Origin of the sequence: Pseudonocardia sp. DR1-2 (assembly GCF_023717215.1) — a bacterium.
Taxonomy (GTDB): domain Bacteria; phylum Actinomycetota; class Actinomycetes; order Mycobacteriales; family Pseudonocardiaceae; genus Pseudonocardia; species Pseudonocardia alni.
The window spans coordinates 247,778-262,016 of the sequence record NZ_JAMQOF010000008.1; the positions used below are offsets into that span (position 1 = coordinate 247,778).

The following is a 14,239-nucleotide window of genomic DNA, read 5'->3' on the forward strand; positions in this document are numbered from 1 at the left end:
ACGACCGCGCGGCACAAACCCGGGCGGTGGCAGGATGTGCCGGTGTGCGCCATCGTGATCGGCCACGACCACGTCGCCGGCCTCGGGGCGCTGGGGCCGGCCCTGGAACGACGCGGGATCCGTCCGGAGTGGACGACGGTGGTGCCCGCGGACCGGTACGACACGCCGGACGTCGACGCCGGGTTCCCCGACCCGACGGGGGCCGGCCTGGTGGTCACCCTCGGCGCGCCGTGGCCGAGGGAGCGGATCGCGGGGTGGGCGGTCCGTGAGGTCGCGTTCCTGCGCCGGGCGCACGACGCCGGTGTGCCGGTGCTGGCGATCTGCTTCGGCGCCCAGCTCCTCGCCGAGGCGCTCGGCGGCTCCCGGACGACGCTGCCGGCCGCCCGGATCGGATGGCACACGGTCGACCCGGCCGACGGCCGCCTCCCGGCCGGGCCGTGGTTCTGCTGGAACGCCGAGCAGCTCGTCGCACCGCCCGGGGCGGAACTGCTCGCCGCCGGCGGGGCCGGACACGAGGCGTTCGTGGCCGGTCGCAGCGTGGGCGTGCAGTTCCACCCCGAGATGACCGTGGACCTGCTGGAGCGCTGGTACACCCTCGGAGTGCCCGACGGCCTCGACGCGGGGGCCCTGCGGGCGGCGACGGCGGCCCAGGACCCGCAGCGGCTCGCCGAGCGGGCCGAGCGGGTCCTGGCGCTCGCGCTCAGGCCCCCAGGAAGTGCTCCAGGGTGATCGGCAGCGACCGGACCCGCACACCGGTGGCGTGGTGGGCGGCGTTCGCGACGGCCGCGGCCACCCCGACGATCCCGATCTCCCCGATCCCCTTGGCGCCCACCGGGTTGACGTGCGGGTCGTCCTCGTCGACCCACTCGGCGTCGATGTCGCCGACGTCGGCGTTCGCCGCCACGTGGTAGCCGGCGAGGTCGTGGTTGACGACGTGCCCGCGGGCCGGGTCGACGACGCCCTCCTCGTGCAGCGCCATCGACAGCCCCCACACCATCCCGCCGAGGAACTGCGAGCGCGCGGTCAGCGGGTTGAGGATGCGGCCCGCGGCGAACACCCCCAGCATCCGCGGCACCCGGATCTCGCCGGTGTCGGCGTGCACCGCGACCTCGACGAAGTGCGCCCCGTGCGCACCCATCGCGTACTCGGCCATCGCCGGGTTGTGCCCGGCGACGCCGTCGGCCTCCGCCGCGTCCTCGGGGTCGGTGCCCCACTTGTCGCGGAACCGGTCGGCGGCCTCGACGATCGCCGTCGCCCAGGACGCGGTACCCGCCGACCCACCGGCCATGGTCGCGTGCGGCAGCCCGGTGTCGCCGAGGTTCAGGTCGACCTGCGCGGGCGGCACCCCGAGCGCCTCGGCCGCGATCTGGGTGAGCACCGTGCGGGCGCCCTGCCCGATGTCGGCCGCGGCGATGTCCACCCGGTAGCGGCCCGGCGCACCGGCACCGCCGTCGGCGTACCGGATCGCGGCGGCGGAGCCGGGCATCGCGAAGGTCGGGAAGAACGCGGCGGCGACGCCGGTGCCGTGCCACCAGCCGTCGACGAGCCGGGTGCGCGGACGCGGGTCCCGGTCGGCCCAGCCGAACCGCTCGGCGCCGCGCCGCAGGCAGGCCACGAGGTTGCGGCTGGAGAACGGCCTGCCGGTGTCGGGGTCGACGTCGGGCTCGTTGCGGATCCGCAGCTCGACCGGGTCGATCCCGAGCGCGACGGCGAGCTCGTCCAGCGCGGACTCCGCGCCGAAGCTGCCGGGCGCCTCGCCGGGTGCGCGCATGTACGTCGGCGTGGACAGGTCCAGCGGCACGACCCGGTGCGAGGTCCGCCGGTGCGGCGACGCGTAGAGGTGCCTGCTGATCACTGCGGTCGGCTCGCCGAACTCGGCCATCCGCGCGCCGGACTCGACGACGTCGTGGGCGAGGGAGTGCAGCCGCCCGTCGGTCCCGGCACCGAGCCGGACCCGCTGCACGGTCGCCGGGCGGTAGCCGGTCAGGTCGGTCATCTCGCGGCGGGTCAGCGCCAGCTTGACCGACCGGCCGGGGACCGCCCGGGCGGCGACGACGGCCAGCACCGACCCGCCGTGCAGCGTGCCCTTGGTACCGAACCCACCGCCGACGTGCGGTGAGACGACGGTGACGTCGTCGTCGCCGATACCGAACATCTGCGCGAGCTCGCGCCGGGCCGACCACACCGCCTGCGAGGCCTCGAACAGCGTGAGGTGGTCGCCGTCCCAGCGGGCGACGGTGCTGTGCGGCTCCATCGGGTGGTGGTACTCGATCGGCGTCCGGTAGGTGGCGTCGACCTGCACCGGGGCCGCGGCGAACGCGGCGTCCGGGTCGCCGGTGGTGGCGTCCGGCGGGAACGCGACGACGACCTCGGGGGTGTAGGCCTCCGGCGAGGCCGGGTCGAACGCGGTGGTGGCCGGCTCGGCGTCGTAGGTGACGACGACCAGGTCCGCCGCCTCCCGGGCCGCCTCGGCGGTCTCGGCGAGCACGGCGGCGACGTACTGGCCGCGGTGGTGCACCGCGCCGGACTGCAGCACCGTCTGTTCGGGGGTGGCGCTGCCGTCGATCCGGGGCGCGGTGTCCGGGGTGAGTACCGCGACCACCCCGGGGACCGCGGCCGCGGCGGTGGTGTCGACGGCGCGGACCCGGCCGCGGGCGACCGTCGCGCCGACGCCGCGCAGGTGCAGCGGGTCGACCGCGTCCTGCTCGTAGGCGTAGACGGCGTTGCCGGTGACCTTGGCGGGGCCCTCGATCCGGGTGTGCGAGGTGCCCGCGGCGCCGTCGGTCGTGGTGCCGGGGGTGACGGTGCTGGTCATGCGGCCTCCGTCCGGTGCGCGGCGAGGCCGCGCAGGGTGGCGGTGACCGTGCCGGCCACCAGCGGGATCTTGAAGGCGTTGCCGCCGACGGCGGTGTCGACGGCGCGGGCGTCGGCGGTCTCGGCCGCCGCGGCGGCGCGGAACGCCTCGTCGGTGGCGGGCCCGCCGAGCAGCGCCTGCTCGGCGCGGTGCGCCCGCCACGGCCGGTGCGCGACCCCGCCGAGGGCGATCCGCACGTCGCGGACGGTGCCGTCGTCGGCGACGTCGAGGGCCGCGGCGACCGACACCAGTGCGAACGCGTACGAGGCGCGGTCGCGGACCTTGCGGTAGGTGGAGTGCGCGGCGACCGGCAGCGCGGGCAGCTCGACCGAGGTGATCAGCTCCCCGTGCTCCAGCACGGTGTCGCGGCCCGGGTCGTCGCCGGGCAGCCGGTGCAGCTCGGTGGCGGCGACGGTGCGCTCCCCGTCCGGGCCGAGGACGTGCACGCGGGCGTCGAACGCGGCCAGCGCGACCGCCATGTCCGACGGGTGGGTCGCGATGCAGCCGCCCTCGGGTGCGCCGAGGATCGCGTGGTGGCGGGCCCAGCCGTGCTGCGCGGAGCAGCCCTGCCCGGGGTCGCGCTTGGTGCAGGGCGCGGTGAGGTCGGCGAAGTAGGAGCAGCGGGTGCGCTGCAGCAGGTTCCCGCCGGTCGTCGCCATGTTGCGCAGCTGCCCCGAGGCCCCGGCGAGCAGCGCCGCGGACAGTGCCGGGTAGTCGCGCCGGACCCGCGGGTCCACGGCGACGTCGGTGTTGCGGGCGCCCGCGCCGATGGACAGGCCGCCGTCGGGGGTCGGGGTGATCCCGGTGGGCAGCAGGCCGGTGACGTCGACGAGCGTGCCCGGCTCGACCAGGCCCAGCTTGAGGTGGTCGACGAGGTTGGTCCCGCCGGCCAGGTAGGCGGCGGACGGGTCGGCGGAGACGACGGCGACCGCAGCCGCGGCGTCGCCGGGACGGGTGTAGGCGAACGGCTTCACCGCGACGCCCCCGTCCCGGTGGCCACGGCACCGACGGCGTCGACGATGCCGGAGTAGGCGGCGCAGCGGCACAGGTTCCCGGACAGGCGCTCGGCGATCTCGGCGCGGTCCAGCACGGCCGGTCCGTCGCCGGACAGGTCGGCGGTGACCGCGCTGGGGTGCCCGGCGCGGGCCTCGTCCAGCATCCCGACGGCCGAGCAGATCTGGCCGGGGGTGCAGTAGCCGCACTGGTAGGCGTCGTGCGCGACGAAGGCCTCGGCGAGCGGGTGCAGGTCCGCACCGGTGCCGAGGCCGTCGGCGGTGGTGACCGCGGCGTCGTCGTGGGCGACGGCGAGCGAGAGGCAGGACAGCACGCGGCGGCCCGGCCCCTGTTCGCCGGGCGCGGCCAGCAGGACGGTGCACGCACCGCACTGGCCGTGGTCGCAGCCCTTCTTGGCGCTGGTCACGCCGAGCCGGTCACGCAGCGCGTCGAGGACGGTGGTCCGGGTGTCGACCGTCAGCTCGTGGCGACGGCCGTCGACGGTGAGGGAGATCGTGGAGTCCACGATGGTGCGCTCCTTCGGGAGACGGAGTGGAGAGCTCGAAACGGAGCCTCCTCCGGAAATATAGGAACGTTGTTCCGGTTACGCAACCCGGAGGCCCGCGAGGAAGAAGCCGACGGCGCGGCGGGCGTCGTAGGCGGAGTCGGCCTCGGCACCGAAGCACAGGTTGCCGATCCCCCGCAGCACCTCGTAGGCGGTGACGTCGGACGGCAGCTGCCCGGCCTCCCGCGCCGCCCGGACGATCTCCTCCCCCGCCGGCAGCAGGCGCTCCAGGAACAGCTCGTGCAGCGCGGCGGAGCGGCCGTCGTCGTGGACGAGCATCGCGACCAGCCCGTGCTTGGTGACGAGCAGGTCGACGAACTCCCCGACCCAGGCCGTGAGGGCGTCGAACGGCGTCGGACCGGCGTCCAGGCAGGTCCGTGCCGCCGCCGCACACCCCTCGACCTGGTGCCGGTAGACGGCGACGACCAGGTCGGGCCGGGTCGGGAAGTGCCGGTAGACCGTCCCCACGCCGACCCCCGCGCGGGCGGCGATCGCCCGGACCGGCGCGTCGACGCCCGCGGTCACGAACTCGGCCGCGGCGGCCTCGAGCAGGGCGGCACGACTGCGCCGGGCGTCGGACCGGACCGGTTCCCGCTGCACTCCCACCGCACGCTCCCTTGCTGACCGGAACACTGTTCCGTATCGTACCCGGAACACTGTTCCGTTTCATCGTCCGCACTCGCCCGCACAGGAGTTCCCGTGTCCCGAGCGTCCATCGGCATCATGACCGCCCAGATGCAGACCACCTACGACGACCTGCTGCGCGTCTGGCTGGAGGCCGACGAGCTGCCCGGCATCGAGCACGCCTGGCTGTTCGACCACCTCATGCCGATCGGAGGCGACCCGCTGGGACCGGCCCTCGACGGCTGGACCACCCTGTCCGCGCTCGCCGCACGGACCCGGCGGCTGCGTCTGGGCCTGCTGGTCACCAGCAACCGGTTCCGCCCGCCCGCGGTGCTGGCCAAGATCGCGACGACGGTCGACGTCGTCTCCGGCGGACGGCTCGACCTGGGCATCGGCGTCGGGTCCCGCCCGGACCACCCGCTCGCCCGCCGCGAGTACGAGGCGCACGGCCTGCCCTTCGCCGCCACCGCCGACGCCGTCACCGCGCTCGACGAGGCCTGCACGGTGATCCGGCGGCTGTGGACCGAGACCGAGCCGTTCGACGTCGACGGCGAGCAGGTGCGGCTCACCGGCGCGTTCGGCAGCCCGAAGCCGGTGCAGGCCCACCCGCCGATCGTGATCGGCGGACGGGCCAGGGCGACGCTGCGGATCGCGGCCCGGCACGCCGACGTCTGGAACATCCCCGGCGGCGACCTCGACGACGCCGTCGCCCGCAGCGCGCTGCTCGACGAGCTGTGCGCCGACATCGACCGGGACCCGGCGGAGATCACCCGGTCGATCCACCTGGGCGTCTCCTACGACGACCCGGCGGACGCCCGCGAGCGGGTGTCCGCCGCCGTCGGCGCGGGCTTCGGGCACGTGGTCCTCGGGCTGCCCGCCCCGTTCCCGCAGGGCGTCGCCCGCTGGGTGGCCGACGAGATCGTCGCGCGGGTTTAGCCGACCCGGTAGTTCGGTCATCTAACTACCATGACCTCCTCCCGGCACGCCCTCATCTCCGGCGCCGGCATCGCCGGCTCCGCGCTCGCCCTGCGCCTGGCCGCGTACGGCTGGCGGACGACCGTCCTGGAGCGCGCGCCGCGGCAGCGCGACGAGGGGCACAACATCGACGTCCGCGGCACCGCCCGCGAGGTCCTGCGCCGGATGGGCCTGGAGGACGCCGTGCGGGCCGCCGGCACCCGCGAGGTCGGCTTCCGCGTGATCGGCGACGACGGGCGCCCGGTCGCCGAGATCCCGATGGACCCGACCGGGTCGACCGACGGTCCGACCGCCGAGCTGGAGATCCTGCGCGGCGAGCTGGCCCGGGTGCTGGTCGAGGCCGCACCGGCGTCCACGACGTTCCGGTTCGGCACCCGGATCACCGGCGTCGAGGACCGGGGTGCCGGCGACGGCCCGGCCCGCGTCGCCCTCGACGACGGCACGACGGTCACCGCCGACCTCGTCGTGGTCGCCGAGGGGCTGCGGTCGCGCACCCGCGACCTGGTGTTCGACGACGTCACCGTCCGCGAGACCGGCCTGTACGGCGCCTACCTGACGATCCCCCGCACCGCCGACGACGACGCCTGGTGGAACTGGTTCCACGAGACCGGCTCGCGCGGGGTGCACCTGCGCCCGGACAACCTGGGCACCACCCGCGCCATGCTGACCTTCCTGTCCGGGGTGCGCGGCCTGGAGACCCTCGGCGACGCCGACGTCCGCACCGTGCTGCGGCGGACCTTCGCCGACGCGGGCTGGGTCGCCCCGCGGATCCTGCGCGAGCTCGGCGACGGGCCGGACGGGGCCCCGATGTACTTCGACGCCGTCGGGCAGGTCACGGCCCCGCACTGGAGCTCGGGACGGGTGGTACTGCTCGGCGACGCCGCGTACTGCCCGTCGCCGCTGGGCGGCGGGGGCACGAGCCTGGCCCTGATCGGTGCCTACGTACTGGCCGGGGAGCTGGCCGCCCGCCCCGGCGACACCGCGGGTGCGCTGCGCCGCTACGAGGAGCTGCTGAGGCCCGCGACCGAGCAGGCGCAGAAGCTGCCGCCGCTGACGCTGGCCAACCCGCGGACCCGGGCCGGGATCCGGACGCTGCGCACGGCGTTCCGGGCCGTCGCGAGCCCGGCCGGGAAGCGGGTCACCGGGCTGCTCGGGGCCACCCCGACCGGCGCGGTCGACGCGTTCCGGCTCCCGGACTACCCGGCGCCGAGCTCGTCGAGCGTGGCGACGACCGCGCGCAGGTAGCGCTCGACGACCGCGCCCTCGTCGGCGGAGAGGCGGCGGGCGACGTCGTCGAGGGCCCGCACGACCGGCTCCCACTGCGCGAGCCGCGCGCGGAAGGACTCCTCCCGCGAGCGCACGGTGACCCGGCGTCGGTCGTGCGGGTCGGGCACCCGCTCGAGGTGGCCGGCCGCCTCGAGCCGGTCGATCAGCGCGGTGGTCGAGGCCGGCCGCAGGTCCAGCCGCCTGGCCAGCTCGGTCGGCCCGAGCGAGCCGTGCACGTCGAGCAGCCGCAGCGCCCACAGGTCGGTCGGGTGCAGCCCCGCCCGCCGGGCCTGCCTGCCGGTGAACTCGTGGGTGGCCCGGTTCACCGCCTCCAGCGCGACGGTCGGGCCGGCGAGCCCCTCCAGCAGGTGTCGTCGCTCGCCCATGCGGCCTCCCGGCGTCGGTCCACGGCACCGTAGCCGGACGGGCCCGGCCGCATCCGCGGCGGGACCGGTCACGAGGTGGTCACGAATTCGCGACGCCGTTTCGGGGACACCTCCCCGCTCCCGGCCGCTGAATGGGGATGATTCCGCGTTAACTGATCGACGACCCGCAGGTGACGGCCCTGCGCAACCATCCACCCGATCGGGTGACGACGCGATTCTGTGCACCATTCCCGACGGCGACCCGACCATTTCCCGGAACCGCCCCGTGCGTAATCTCCGGAATCGTGATCGAGCTGGAGGGGGTCTCCAAGGTCTACCGGACCGGAACCCTCGAGCTGCGCGCACTCGACGCCGTGGACCTGCACGTCGACGACGGCGACCTCGTCGCGATCATGGGCCCCTCCGGCTCGGGCAAGTCCACGATGATGAACATCCTCGGCTGCCTCGACGTGCCGAGCTCCGGCGCCTACCGGCTCGACGGCATCGACGTCGGCCGGATGTCGGACAACCGGCTCGCCGACGTCCGGCTGCAGAAGATCGGTTTCGTCTTCCAGTCGTTCAACCTGCTGCCGCGCACCTCGGCGCTGGCCAACGTGGAGCTTCCGCTGGTCTACGCCGGTGGGCGCGACCGCCGGGGCCGGGCGCGGCGCGCGCTGGAACGGGTCGGGCTCGGCGACCGCGGCCTCCACCGGCCCAACGAGCTCTCCGGTGGCCAGCAGCAGCGCGTCGCGGTGGCCCGTGCCCTGGTCACCGACCCCTCGATGATCCTGGCCGACGAGCCGACGGGGAACCTCGACACCGCCTCGACCACCGACGTCATGAACCTGTTCGTGGAGCTGAACGAGAGCGGCCGCACCGTCGTGCTGATCACCCACGAGCCCGAGGTCGCGGAGTTCGCCAAGCGCGTGGTGACCCTGCGCGACGGCCGGATCGTGGGTGACGAGCGCCGATGACGATCTGGGAGTCCGCGCGGATCGCGGTACGGGGCCTGCGGGCCGGGCCGCTGCGGTCGCTGCTGACCATGCTCGGGATCATCATCGGGGTCGCCGCGGTGATCGTGCTGGTCGCGTTCGGCAACGGCCTGCAGCGCTTCGTCGCCGACGCGTTCGGCCCGCTCGCCAACCAGATCCAGATCACCCCGGACCGCGGTGGCATCAGCGGCGGCGGCACCCCGCGCGACCTCACCGACGCCGACGTCCGCGCCCTGCGGGACCGGGCCTCCGCGCCCGCGGTCGCCTCGGTCAGCCCGACGGTGACCGGCTCGGCGCAGCTGCAGCTGGCCGGTGGCGGGAGCGTCCGCAGCGGCGTGACCGGCGCCGACGCCGACTACCTCGACATCACCAACCGCGAGCTCGTCGTCGGGTCGTTCTTCGACGACCGGCAGGCCACCACCCGGGCGAAGGTCGTCGTGCTCGGCCCCAACCCGGTGGCGACGCTGTTCGGCGGCCGGGCCGGCGACGCGCTCGGCTCGGAGGTGCGGATCGGCCGCACCTCGTTCCGGGTGATCGGCGTGCTCGCCGCCAACGGCCAGCAGGACGACGTCGCCGTCATGCCGCTGGGCGCCGCGCGCGCCTACCTGACCGGTGGCGGCGACGTCGTCGACCAGATCACCGTGCGCGCGGTGTCCACCGACGCGGTCCCGCAGGCGGTCGAGCAGGTCACGACGGTCCTCGACGACCGGCACCGCATCGACGACCCGCAGGACCGCGACTACACCGTCACCGCGCTGCAGAGCCTGCTCGACCAGTCCTCGCAGGTCCTGAGCTTCGTGACGATCTTCGTCGCGGCGGTCGCGGGCATCTCGCTGCTGGTCGGGAGCATCGGCGTCGCCAACATCATGCTGGTCACGGTGACCGAGCGGACCCGCGAGATCGGCATCCGCAAGGCCATCGGCGCGCGCCGCCGCGCGATCCTGCAGCAGTTCCTCATCGAGGCGATGGTCCTCACCGGCATCGGCGGGGTCATCGGGATCCTGGTCGGCGTCGGTGTGTCCGTGCTGGCCGGGATCGTCCTGCCCCGCCTCGTACCCGACTTCCCCGCCCCGACGGTGTCGGCCGGATCGGTGGTGCTCGCCTTCGGGGTGAGCCTGCTGATCGGGCTGCTCGCGGGCGGATTCCCCGCCAACCGGGCCGCGCGGATGCGGCCCATCGACGCCCTGCGGCACCAGTGACAGCGCCCGCGACAGCACCGAGGAGCACTTCATGACCCGACTGCGGCTCGCGGGCAGCCTGCTGCTCGCCGGACTCGTCGGCCTCACGGCCTGCACCGGAGGGGACCAGCCGCCGCCGACGGCCGTCGTCGACCGGGGTGTGGTCTCCACCGGGGTGTCGGCGTCGGGGTCGCTGGTGTCGATCACCCAGCAGAACCTCGGGTTCACCGACGGCGGCCGGGTCACCGAGCTGCTGGTCGAGGTCGGCGAGACCGTCGCCGCGGGGCAGCCGCTGGCCCGGCTCGACGACGCCGAGGCACGGTCCCAGGTCGCCTCCGCCCAGGCCGGGCTGGACCAGCAGCAGGCGTCGCTGGGCAAGCTGACCGGCGCGAACACCGTCGAGGCCGCGCAGGCGTCGCTGGCCTCGGCCGAGTCGGTACTGGCCGCGACCCGCGACCAGGTCGGGGCGCAGAACGCGGCGAACGACACCGCCGTCGAGCGGGCGAGGGTCCAGCTCGCCTTCGACCGCAAGCAGCTCGCCGCGGCCCAGGAGAAGCTGGAGACCGACCGGCGGGCCTGCAAGCGCTCCGGCGGCAGCACCGCGTCCGCGACCCCGGAGCCCACCGCCGACCCGTCCGGCGGCGGGCTGCTCGGCGGTCTGTCCGGCGGGTCCGGCACCTCGGGCGGGTCCGGCCTCGGCGCGGCGACGACCGACCCGGCCTGCACCGCCGTCGCCACCGACGAGCAGGCCGTGACGACGGCGAAGGGCCAGGTCATCACCTCGCAGACGGCGCTGGCGCAGGCCGAGGGCACCCGCGACACCGGCGCCGCCTCCGGCCGGGTCTCGATCGCGAACGCCGAGAGCGCGGTGTCCGACGCCCGCTCGCAGCTCACCGGGGCGAACAACGACGCACCGGCCGACGTCGCGGTGCAGGACGCCGTGGTCGCCGACGCCCGCAACACCCTCGCCGACGCCCAGCGCGCGCTCGACGACACCCTGCTGCGCGCCCCGGTCGCCGGCACCGTGTCCGCGATCAACGGCGCGGTCGGTGACGTCGTGCCCGCCGCGAGCGCCGCGACCGCGCTCGCCCCCGGCACCGACGCCCGGATCCCGCAGGCCGTCGGGTCGGCGTCGGCGGCCTCGGGCGGCGCGGGGGCCACCGGTGGCGGCGCGTCCGCGGCGGGCGGGGCGCCGTTCCTCACCCTCAACGACCTGCAGACCTACCAGCTGGTCGTCCCGTTCGAGGAGAGCGACGCCGCCCGGGTCGCGCCGAACCAGACCGTCGACGTCACCGTCGACGCGCTGCCCGGTGTGAGCCTGCCGGCGACCGTGGTGGCCGTCGCGCCGACCGCGACGCAGCTGTCGGGCGTCGTGAGCTACTACGCGACCGTCGTGCTGAACCGCACCGACCCGCAGCTGCGCGACGGCCAGACCGCGCAGGCCGACGTGCGCACCGAGGCCCGCAACGGGGTGCTGCGGGTGCCGAACACCGCCGTCCGGCAGGAGGGCGGCCGCTCGGTCGTGGACGTGCCCGGCGACGACGGCGCCGCGGTGACCCGGCAGTTCGTCCCCGGTCTGGTGGGCGACCAGTTCACCGAGGTCCGGTCCGGCCTCGACGACGGCCAGCAGGTCCTGCTGCCGCAGGCCACCGTCGAGGCGACGCCGGGCCGTCCGGGCGGTGGCGCGGGCGGGAACTGACCCGCCGGTACGGGCCCGCTCGTGCCGCCGTCGGTCGCGACGGCCGAGGACGTGACCCTCGCGCTCGCGTCCGAGGCCGGGTGGAGCGCGGCCCGCGTCACCGCGCCCGGTCGGCGGCCGCGCGCTCCCCGGCGCCGGCGCCGGTGCCGCCGGTGCCGGTGCCGCCGGTGCCGGTGCCGCCCACGGCCGTCGCCGGGATGGTCCGCCAGGCGACGACCGCGGCGGCCAGGGTGACCGCCGCGGCGATCAGCGAGGTCGTCTGCATCGCCGTGGTGAACGCCGCGCGGGCGCCGTCGAGGACCGGCGAGGCCGGGTCGAGGGCGTTCGTGCCCGCGGCGAGCGAGTCGGTCACCGCGGCCCGCGCCGCCGGGTCCAGCCCGTCGGGCAGCGTGAGGTGCCCGCGGTAGACCAGCGAGACCACCGACCCGAGCACGGCGACACCCATCGCGACCCCCAGTTCCAGGGCCGTCTCGGAGATGGCCGAGGCCGCGCCCGCCTTGCGCGGCGGGACCGAGGACACGACCGCGTCGGTGGTGAGCGTCTGGGTCAGGCCGACGCCGAGCCCCAGCGGGACCAGCGCCAGCGCCAGCCACAGGTAGCTGGTGAACCCCTCGGTGACTGCGACGGCGACCAGCCCGGCGGTGACCAGCGCGAGGGCGGTCGCGATCGCCCGGCCGAGCCCCAGCGCGCGCGAGAACCGCCCCACGACGGCGACGACGGCGATCGCCGACAGCGTGGTCGGCAGCTCCCCGAGCCCGGCCTGCAGCGGCGAGAACCCGCGCACGAGCTGCAGGTACTGGGAGAAGAAGAACAGCGTCCCGATCAGGGCGAACACCGCCATGAACCCGGCGAACACCGATCCGGCGAACGCGGGGCGGGCGAACAGCGACACGTCGATCAGCGGGACCGGCAGGCGTCGCTGACGGCGGACGAACAGCACGCCGGCACCGGCACCGGCGGCGAGCGCGGCGACCCCGGCGACGCCGACCCCGGCGGCGACGGTGTGCTTGACCGCCCACACCACCGGCACGATCGCGGCCATCGACAGCAGCGCCGAGACCAGGTCGAACGGGCCCGGCGCGGGGTCGCGGGACTCGGGCAGCAGCCACGCACCGGCCACGACCAGCACGACCATGATGGGCACGTTGATCAGGAACACCGATCCCCAGGAGAAGTGCTCCAGCAGCGCGCCGCCGACCAGCGGCCCGACCGCGGCACCGCCGCTCGCCGCGGCCGCCCAGGCCGCGATCGCCCGGGCCCGCTCGGCCGGGTCGGTGAACACGGTGCGGATCAGCGACAGCGTCGAGGGCATCAGCGTCGCCCCGGCGACGCCGAGCAGCAGCCGGGCCGCGATCAGCATGGCGGGGCTGGTGGACAGCGCCGCGAACAGCGACGCCGCACCGAACGCCGCGGCGCCGACGAGCAGCAGCCGCTTGCGCCCGACGCGGTCGGCCAGCGAGCCCATCACGACGAGCAGCCCGGCCAGGGCGAGGGAGTAGACGTCGCCGATCCAGAGGACCTCGTTCGCCGTCGGCGACAGGTCGGCGGTCAGCGAGGGCACCGCCAGGTAGAGCACGGTGTTGTCGATCGCCAGGACCAGGACGGCGATCGACAGCACCGCGAGGGCCGCCCAGCGGCGGCGGGGCGCGAGCTCCCGGGGAGCGACGACGTCGGACATGCGTGAAACTGTACCGACTGGTCGGTGAAGTTTCGACGTGGTGTCCGCCTCGCCGACCCGGGACGGGAGGATGGACCGATGGGTCGCACGTCCGGACGGTCCCCCGAGGACACCCGCAGGCTGGTGCTCGACGCCGCGGGCTCCGCCATCCGCCGCGACGGCGTCGGTGCGACCCTCGACCTCGTCGCGCGCGAGGCGGGGGTCTCCAAGGGCGGGCTCGTCTACCACTTCCCCAGCAAGACCGCGCTGCTCGTCGCGCTGGCACAGGTGGAGCTCGACACCTTCCGCGACGCCGTCCACGCCCACCTCGACCGTCCCGAGGGGACACCGGGCCGGCTCGTGCGCGCCTACGTGCGGGCGAGCCTGGCCCCGGTCGACGAGGGCGAGGCGCTGGAGCGGTTCACGCTGATCGCGCAGCTGCTGGCGGTGCCGGAGGTCCTCGACCTGGCCCGGGTCGACGACGAGCGCTGGCAGGCCGCGCTGGCCGCGGACGGGGTGCCGGAGGCGACGCGCACCCTGGTCCTCGCCGCCGCCGACGGGATCGGCGGCCGCCCGCTGTGGGCGGCGGACCTGGCCCCGCCGGCGCGGGCACGGCTGGAGGCGGACCTGCTCGGGATGGTGGACGCGGCGCTGGACGGCTGACCGGCCGTCACGTTCGTCGGGCCACCCGACCCGTTCGCCGAGACGCCGGTGGCGATCGTTCCACCGTGCACCGATCGCTGCCAGGGTGGGTCCCGTCAACCGTCCGACGCGGCCGTTGGGGCCGCAGTGAGAAGGGACCACCGTGGGCGACATCGCCGGCAAGGTCGACAAGGCGTACGAGGACAAGAGCGTGGCCGAGCTGGCCGACGCCCCCGTGGACGCGCTCCAGGGCGTCTCCGAGGGCGACGCGAAGCTCCTCAAGGAGGCGTTCAACATCACGACCGTCCGTGACCTGGGCACCAACAAGTTCTTCCTCTGGGCGCAGGCGATCAGCAAGCTCGCGGACTGAGCAGCCCGGTGCGGGGCGGTGCGCGCGTCACCGCCGCCCCGCCCCGCACCCCGCGGCGG

The 14,239-nt window shown here is 75.4% G+C and carries 14 protein-coding genes; 8 read left to right on the forward strand and 6 right to left on the reverse strand.

Annotation, left to right across the window (positions count from 1 at the left end; all coding sequences use genetic code 11):
- The first annotated feature begins 42 nt into the window (after positions 1 to 42).
- Entirely contained in the window at positions 43 to 729 is a 687-nt protein-coding gene (locus ND486_RS23695; RefSeq protein WP_251786658.1) for a gamma-glutamyl-gamma-aminobutyrate hydrolase family protein, read from the forward strand.
- Here the strand turns inward: ND486_RS23695 and ND486_RS23700 are convergent.
- From ND486_RS23700 to ND486_RS23715, 4 genes are all read right to left on the reverse strand, one after another.
- The gene (locus ND486_RS23700) at positions 701 to 2,815 is read right to left on the reverse strand and encodes a xanthine dehydrogenase family protein molybdopterin-binding subunit (RefSeq protein ID WP_251786659.1); all 2,115 of its coding nucleotides are present in this window, start codon (positions 2,813 to 2,815) and stop codon (positions 701 to 703) included. The genes ND486_RS23695 and ND486_RS23700 overlap by 29 nt on opposite strands.
- A complete protein-coding gene (locus tag ND486_RS23705) occupies positions 2,812 to 3,828 on the reverse strand; it encodes a xanthine dehydrogenase family protein subunit M (RefSeq protein WP_251786660.1) in 1,017 nt (338 codons plus the stop codon). Before ND486_RS23705 ends, ND486_RS23700 begins: the two co-directional genes overlap by 4 nt.
- On the reverse strand, positions 3,825 to 4,373 hold the full coding sequence (locus tag ND486_RS23710; RefSeq protein ID WP_251786661.1) for a 2Fe-2S iron-sulfur cluster-binding protein: 549 nt from the start codon (positions 4,371 to 4,373) through the stop codon (positions 3,825 to 3,827). The genes ND486_RS23705 and ND486_RS23710 overlap by 4 nt, the downstream gene beginning before the upstream one ends.
- 78 nt (positions 4,374 to 4,451) lie before the next feature.
- Complete coding sequence (locus ND486_RS23715; protein ID WP_251786662.1) at positions 4,452 to 5,018, reverse strand: TetR/AcrR family transcriptional regulator; 567 nt, start codon at positions 5,016 to 5,018, stop codon at positions 4,452 to 4,454.
- 129 nt (positions 5,019 to 5,147) lie between these two features.
- On the opposite strand from ND486_RS23715, the gene ND486_RS23720 reads away from it, so the two are divergent.
- Positions 5,148 to 5,972, forward strand: a complete 825-nt coding sequence (locus ND486_RS23720; RefSeq protein ID WP_251786691.1) for an LLM class flavin-dependent oxidoreductase — start codon at positions 5,148 to 5,150, stop codon at positions 5,970 to 5,972.
- A 30-nt stretch (positions 5,973 to 6,002) separates the two neighbouring features.
- Positions 6,003 to 7,256 (forward strand): FAD-dependent monooxygenase, encoded by a 1,254-nt coding sequence (locus ND486_RS23725; protein ID WP_251786663.1) that lies wholly within the window; start codon positions 6,003 to 6,005, stop codon positions 7,254 to 7,256.
- Here ND486_RS23725 and ND486_RS23730 read toward each other — a convergent pair.
- On the reverse strand, positions 7,208 to 7,663 hold the full coding sequence (locus ND486_RS23730; RefSeq protein ID WP_251786664.1) for a MarR family winged helix-turn-helix transcriptional regulator: 456 nt from the start codon (positions 7,661 to 7,663) through the stop codon (positions 7,208 to 7,210). The genes ND486_RS23725 and ND486_RS23730 overlap by 49 nt on opposite strands.
- A gap of 284 nt (positions 7,664 to 7,947) precedes the next feature.
- Between ND486_RS23730 and ND486_RS23735 the strand changes: the two genes are divergently transcribed.
- From ND486_RS23735 to ND486_RS23745, 3 genes are read left to right on the forward strand one after another with little or no spacing between them, the layout of a single operon-like run.
- Positions 7,948 to 8,616 (forward strand): ABC transporter ATP-binding protein, encoded by a 669-nt coding sequence (locus ND486_RS23735; protein ID WP_251786665.1) that lies wholly within the window; start codon positions 7,948 to 7,950, stop codon positions 8,614 to 8,616.
- On the forward strand, positions 8,613 to 9,833 hold the full coding sequence (locus tag ND486_RS23740; RefSeq protein ID WP_208821044.1) for an ABC transporter permease: 1,221 nt from the start codon (positions 8,613 to 8,615) through the stop codon (positions 9,831 to 9,833). The genes ND486_RS23735 and ND486_RS23740 overlap by 4 nt, the downstream gene beginning before the upstream one ends.
- A 31-nt stretch (positions 9,834 to 9,864) precedes the next feature.
- On the forward strand, positions 9,865 to 11,511 hold the full coding sequence (locus ND486_RS23745; RefSeq protein ID WP_251786666.1) for an HlyD family efflux transporter periplasmic adaptor subunit: 1,647 nt from the start codon (positions 9,865 to 9,867) through the stop codon (positions 11,509 to 11,511).
- Between the two features lie 97 nt (positions 11,512 to 11,608).
- Here the strand turns inward: ND486_RS23745 and ND486_RS23750 are convergent, their stop codons facing one another.
- Positions 11,609 to 13,189: an MFS transporter gene (locus tag ND486_RS23750; protein ID WP_251786667.1), complete on the reverse strand. Its 1,581-nt coding sequence runs from the start codon at positions 13,187 to 13,189 to the stop codon at positions 11,609 to 11,611.
- Between the two features lie 78 nt (positions 13,190 to 13,267).
- Between ND486_RS23750 and ND486_RS23755 the strand changes: the two genes are divergently transcribed.
- A complete protein-coding gene (locus ND486_RS23755; RefSeq protein WP_251786668.1) occupies positions 13,268 to 13,831 on the forward strand; it encodes a TetR/AcrR family transcriptional regulator in 564 nt (187 codons plus the stop codon).
- Between the two features lie 142 nt (positions 13,832 to 13,973).
- Positions 13,974 to 14,180, forward strand: coding sequence for a hypothetical protein (locus ND486_RS23760; RefSeq protein ID WP_251786669.1), 207 nt, complete (start codon positions 13,974 to 13,976; stop codon positions 14,178 to 14,180).
- Positions 14,181 to 14,239: the final 59 nt, after the last annotated feature.

Bases quoted from the DNA above. Each gene is read 5' to 3' on its own strand.
- ND486_RS23700 (WP_251786659.1), bottom strand. From the start codon at position 2,815: ATGACCAGCACCGTCACCCCCGGCACCACGACCGACGGCGCCGCGGGC.
- ND486_RS23720 (WP_251786691.1), top strand. From the start codon at position 5,148: ATGCAGACCACCTACGACGACCTGCTGCGCGTCTGGCTGGAGGCCGAC.
- ND486_RS23725 (WP_251786663.1), top strand. From the start codon at position 6,003: ATGACCTCCTCCCGGCACGCCCTCATCTCCGGCGCCGGCATCGCCGGC.
- ND486_RS23730 (WP_251786664.1), bottom strand. From the start codon at position 7,663: ATGGGCGAGCGACGACACCTGCTGGAGGGGCTCGCCGGCCCGACCGTC.
- ND486_RS23740 (WP_208821044.1), top strand. From the start codon at position 8,613: ATGACGATCTGGGAGTCCGCGCGGATCGCGGTACGGGGCCTGCGGGCC.
- ND486_RS23745 (WP_251786666.1), top strand. From the start codon at position 9,865: ATGACCCGACTGCGGCTCGCGGGCAGCCTGCTGCTCGCCGGACTCGTC.
- ND486_RS23750 (WP_251786667.1), bottom strand. From the start codon at position 13,189: ATGTCCGACGTCGTCGCTCCCCGGGAGCTCGCGCCCCGCCGCCGCTGG.
- ND486_RS23755 (WP_251786668.1), top strand. From the start codon at position 13,268: ATGGGTCGCACGTCCGGACGGTCCCCCGAGGACACCCGCAGGCTGGTG.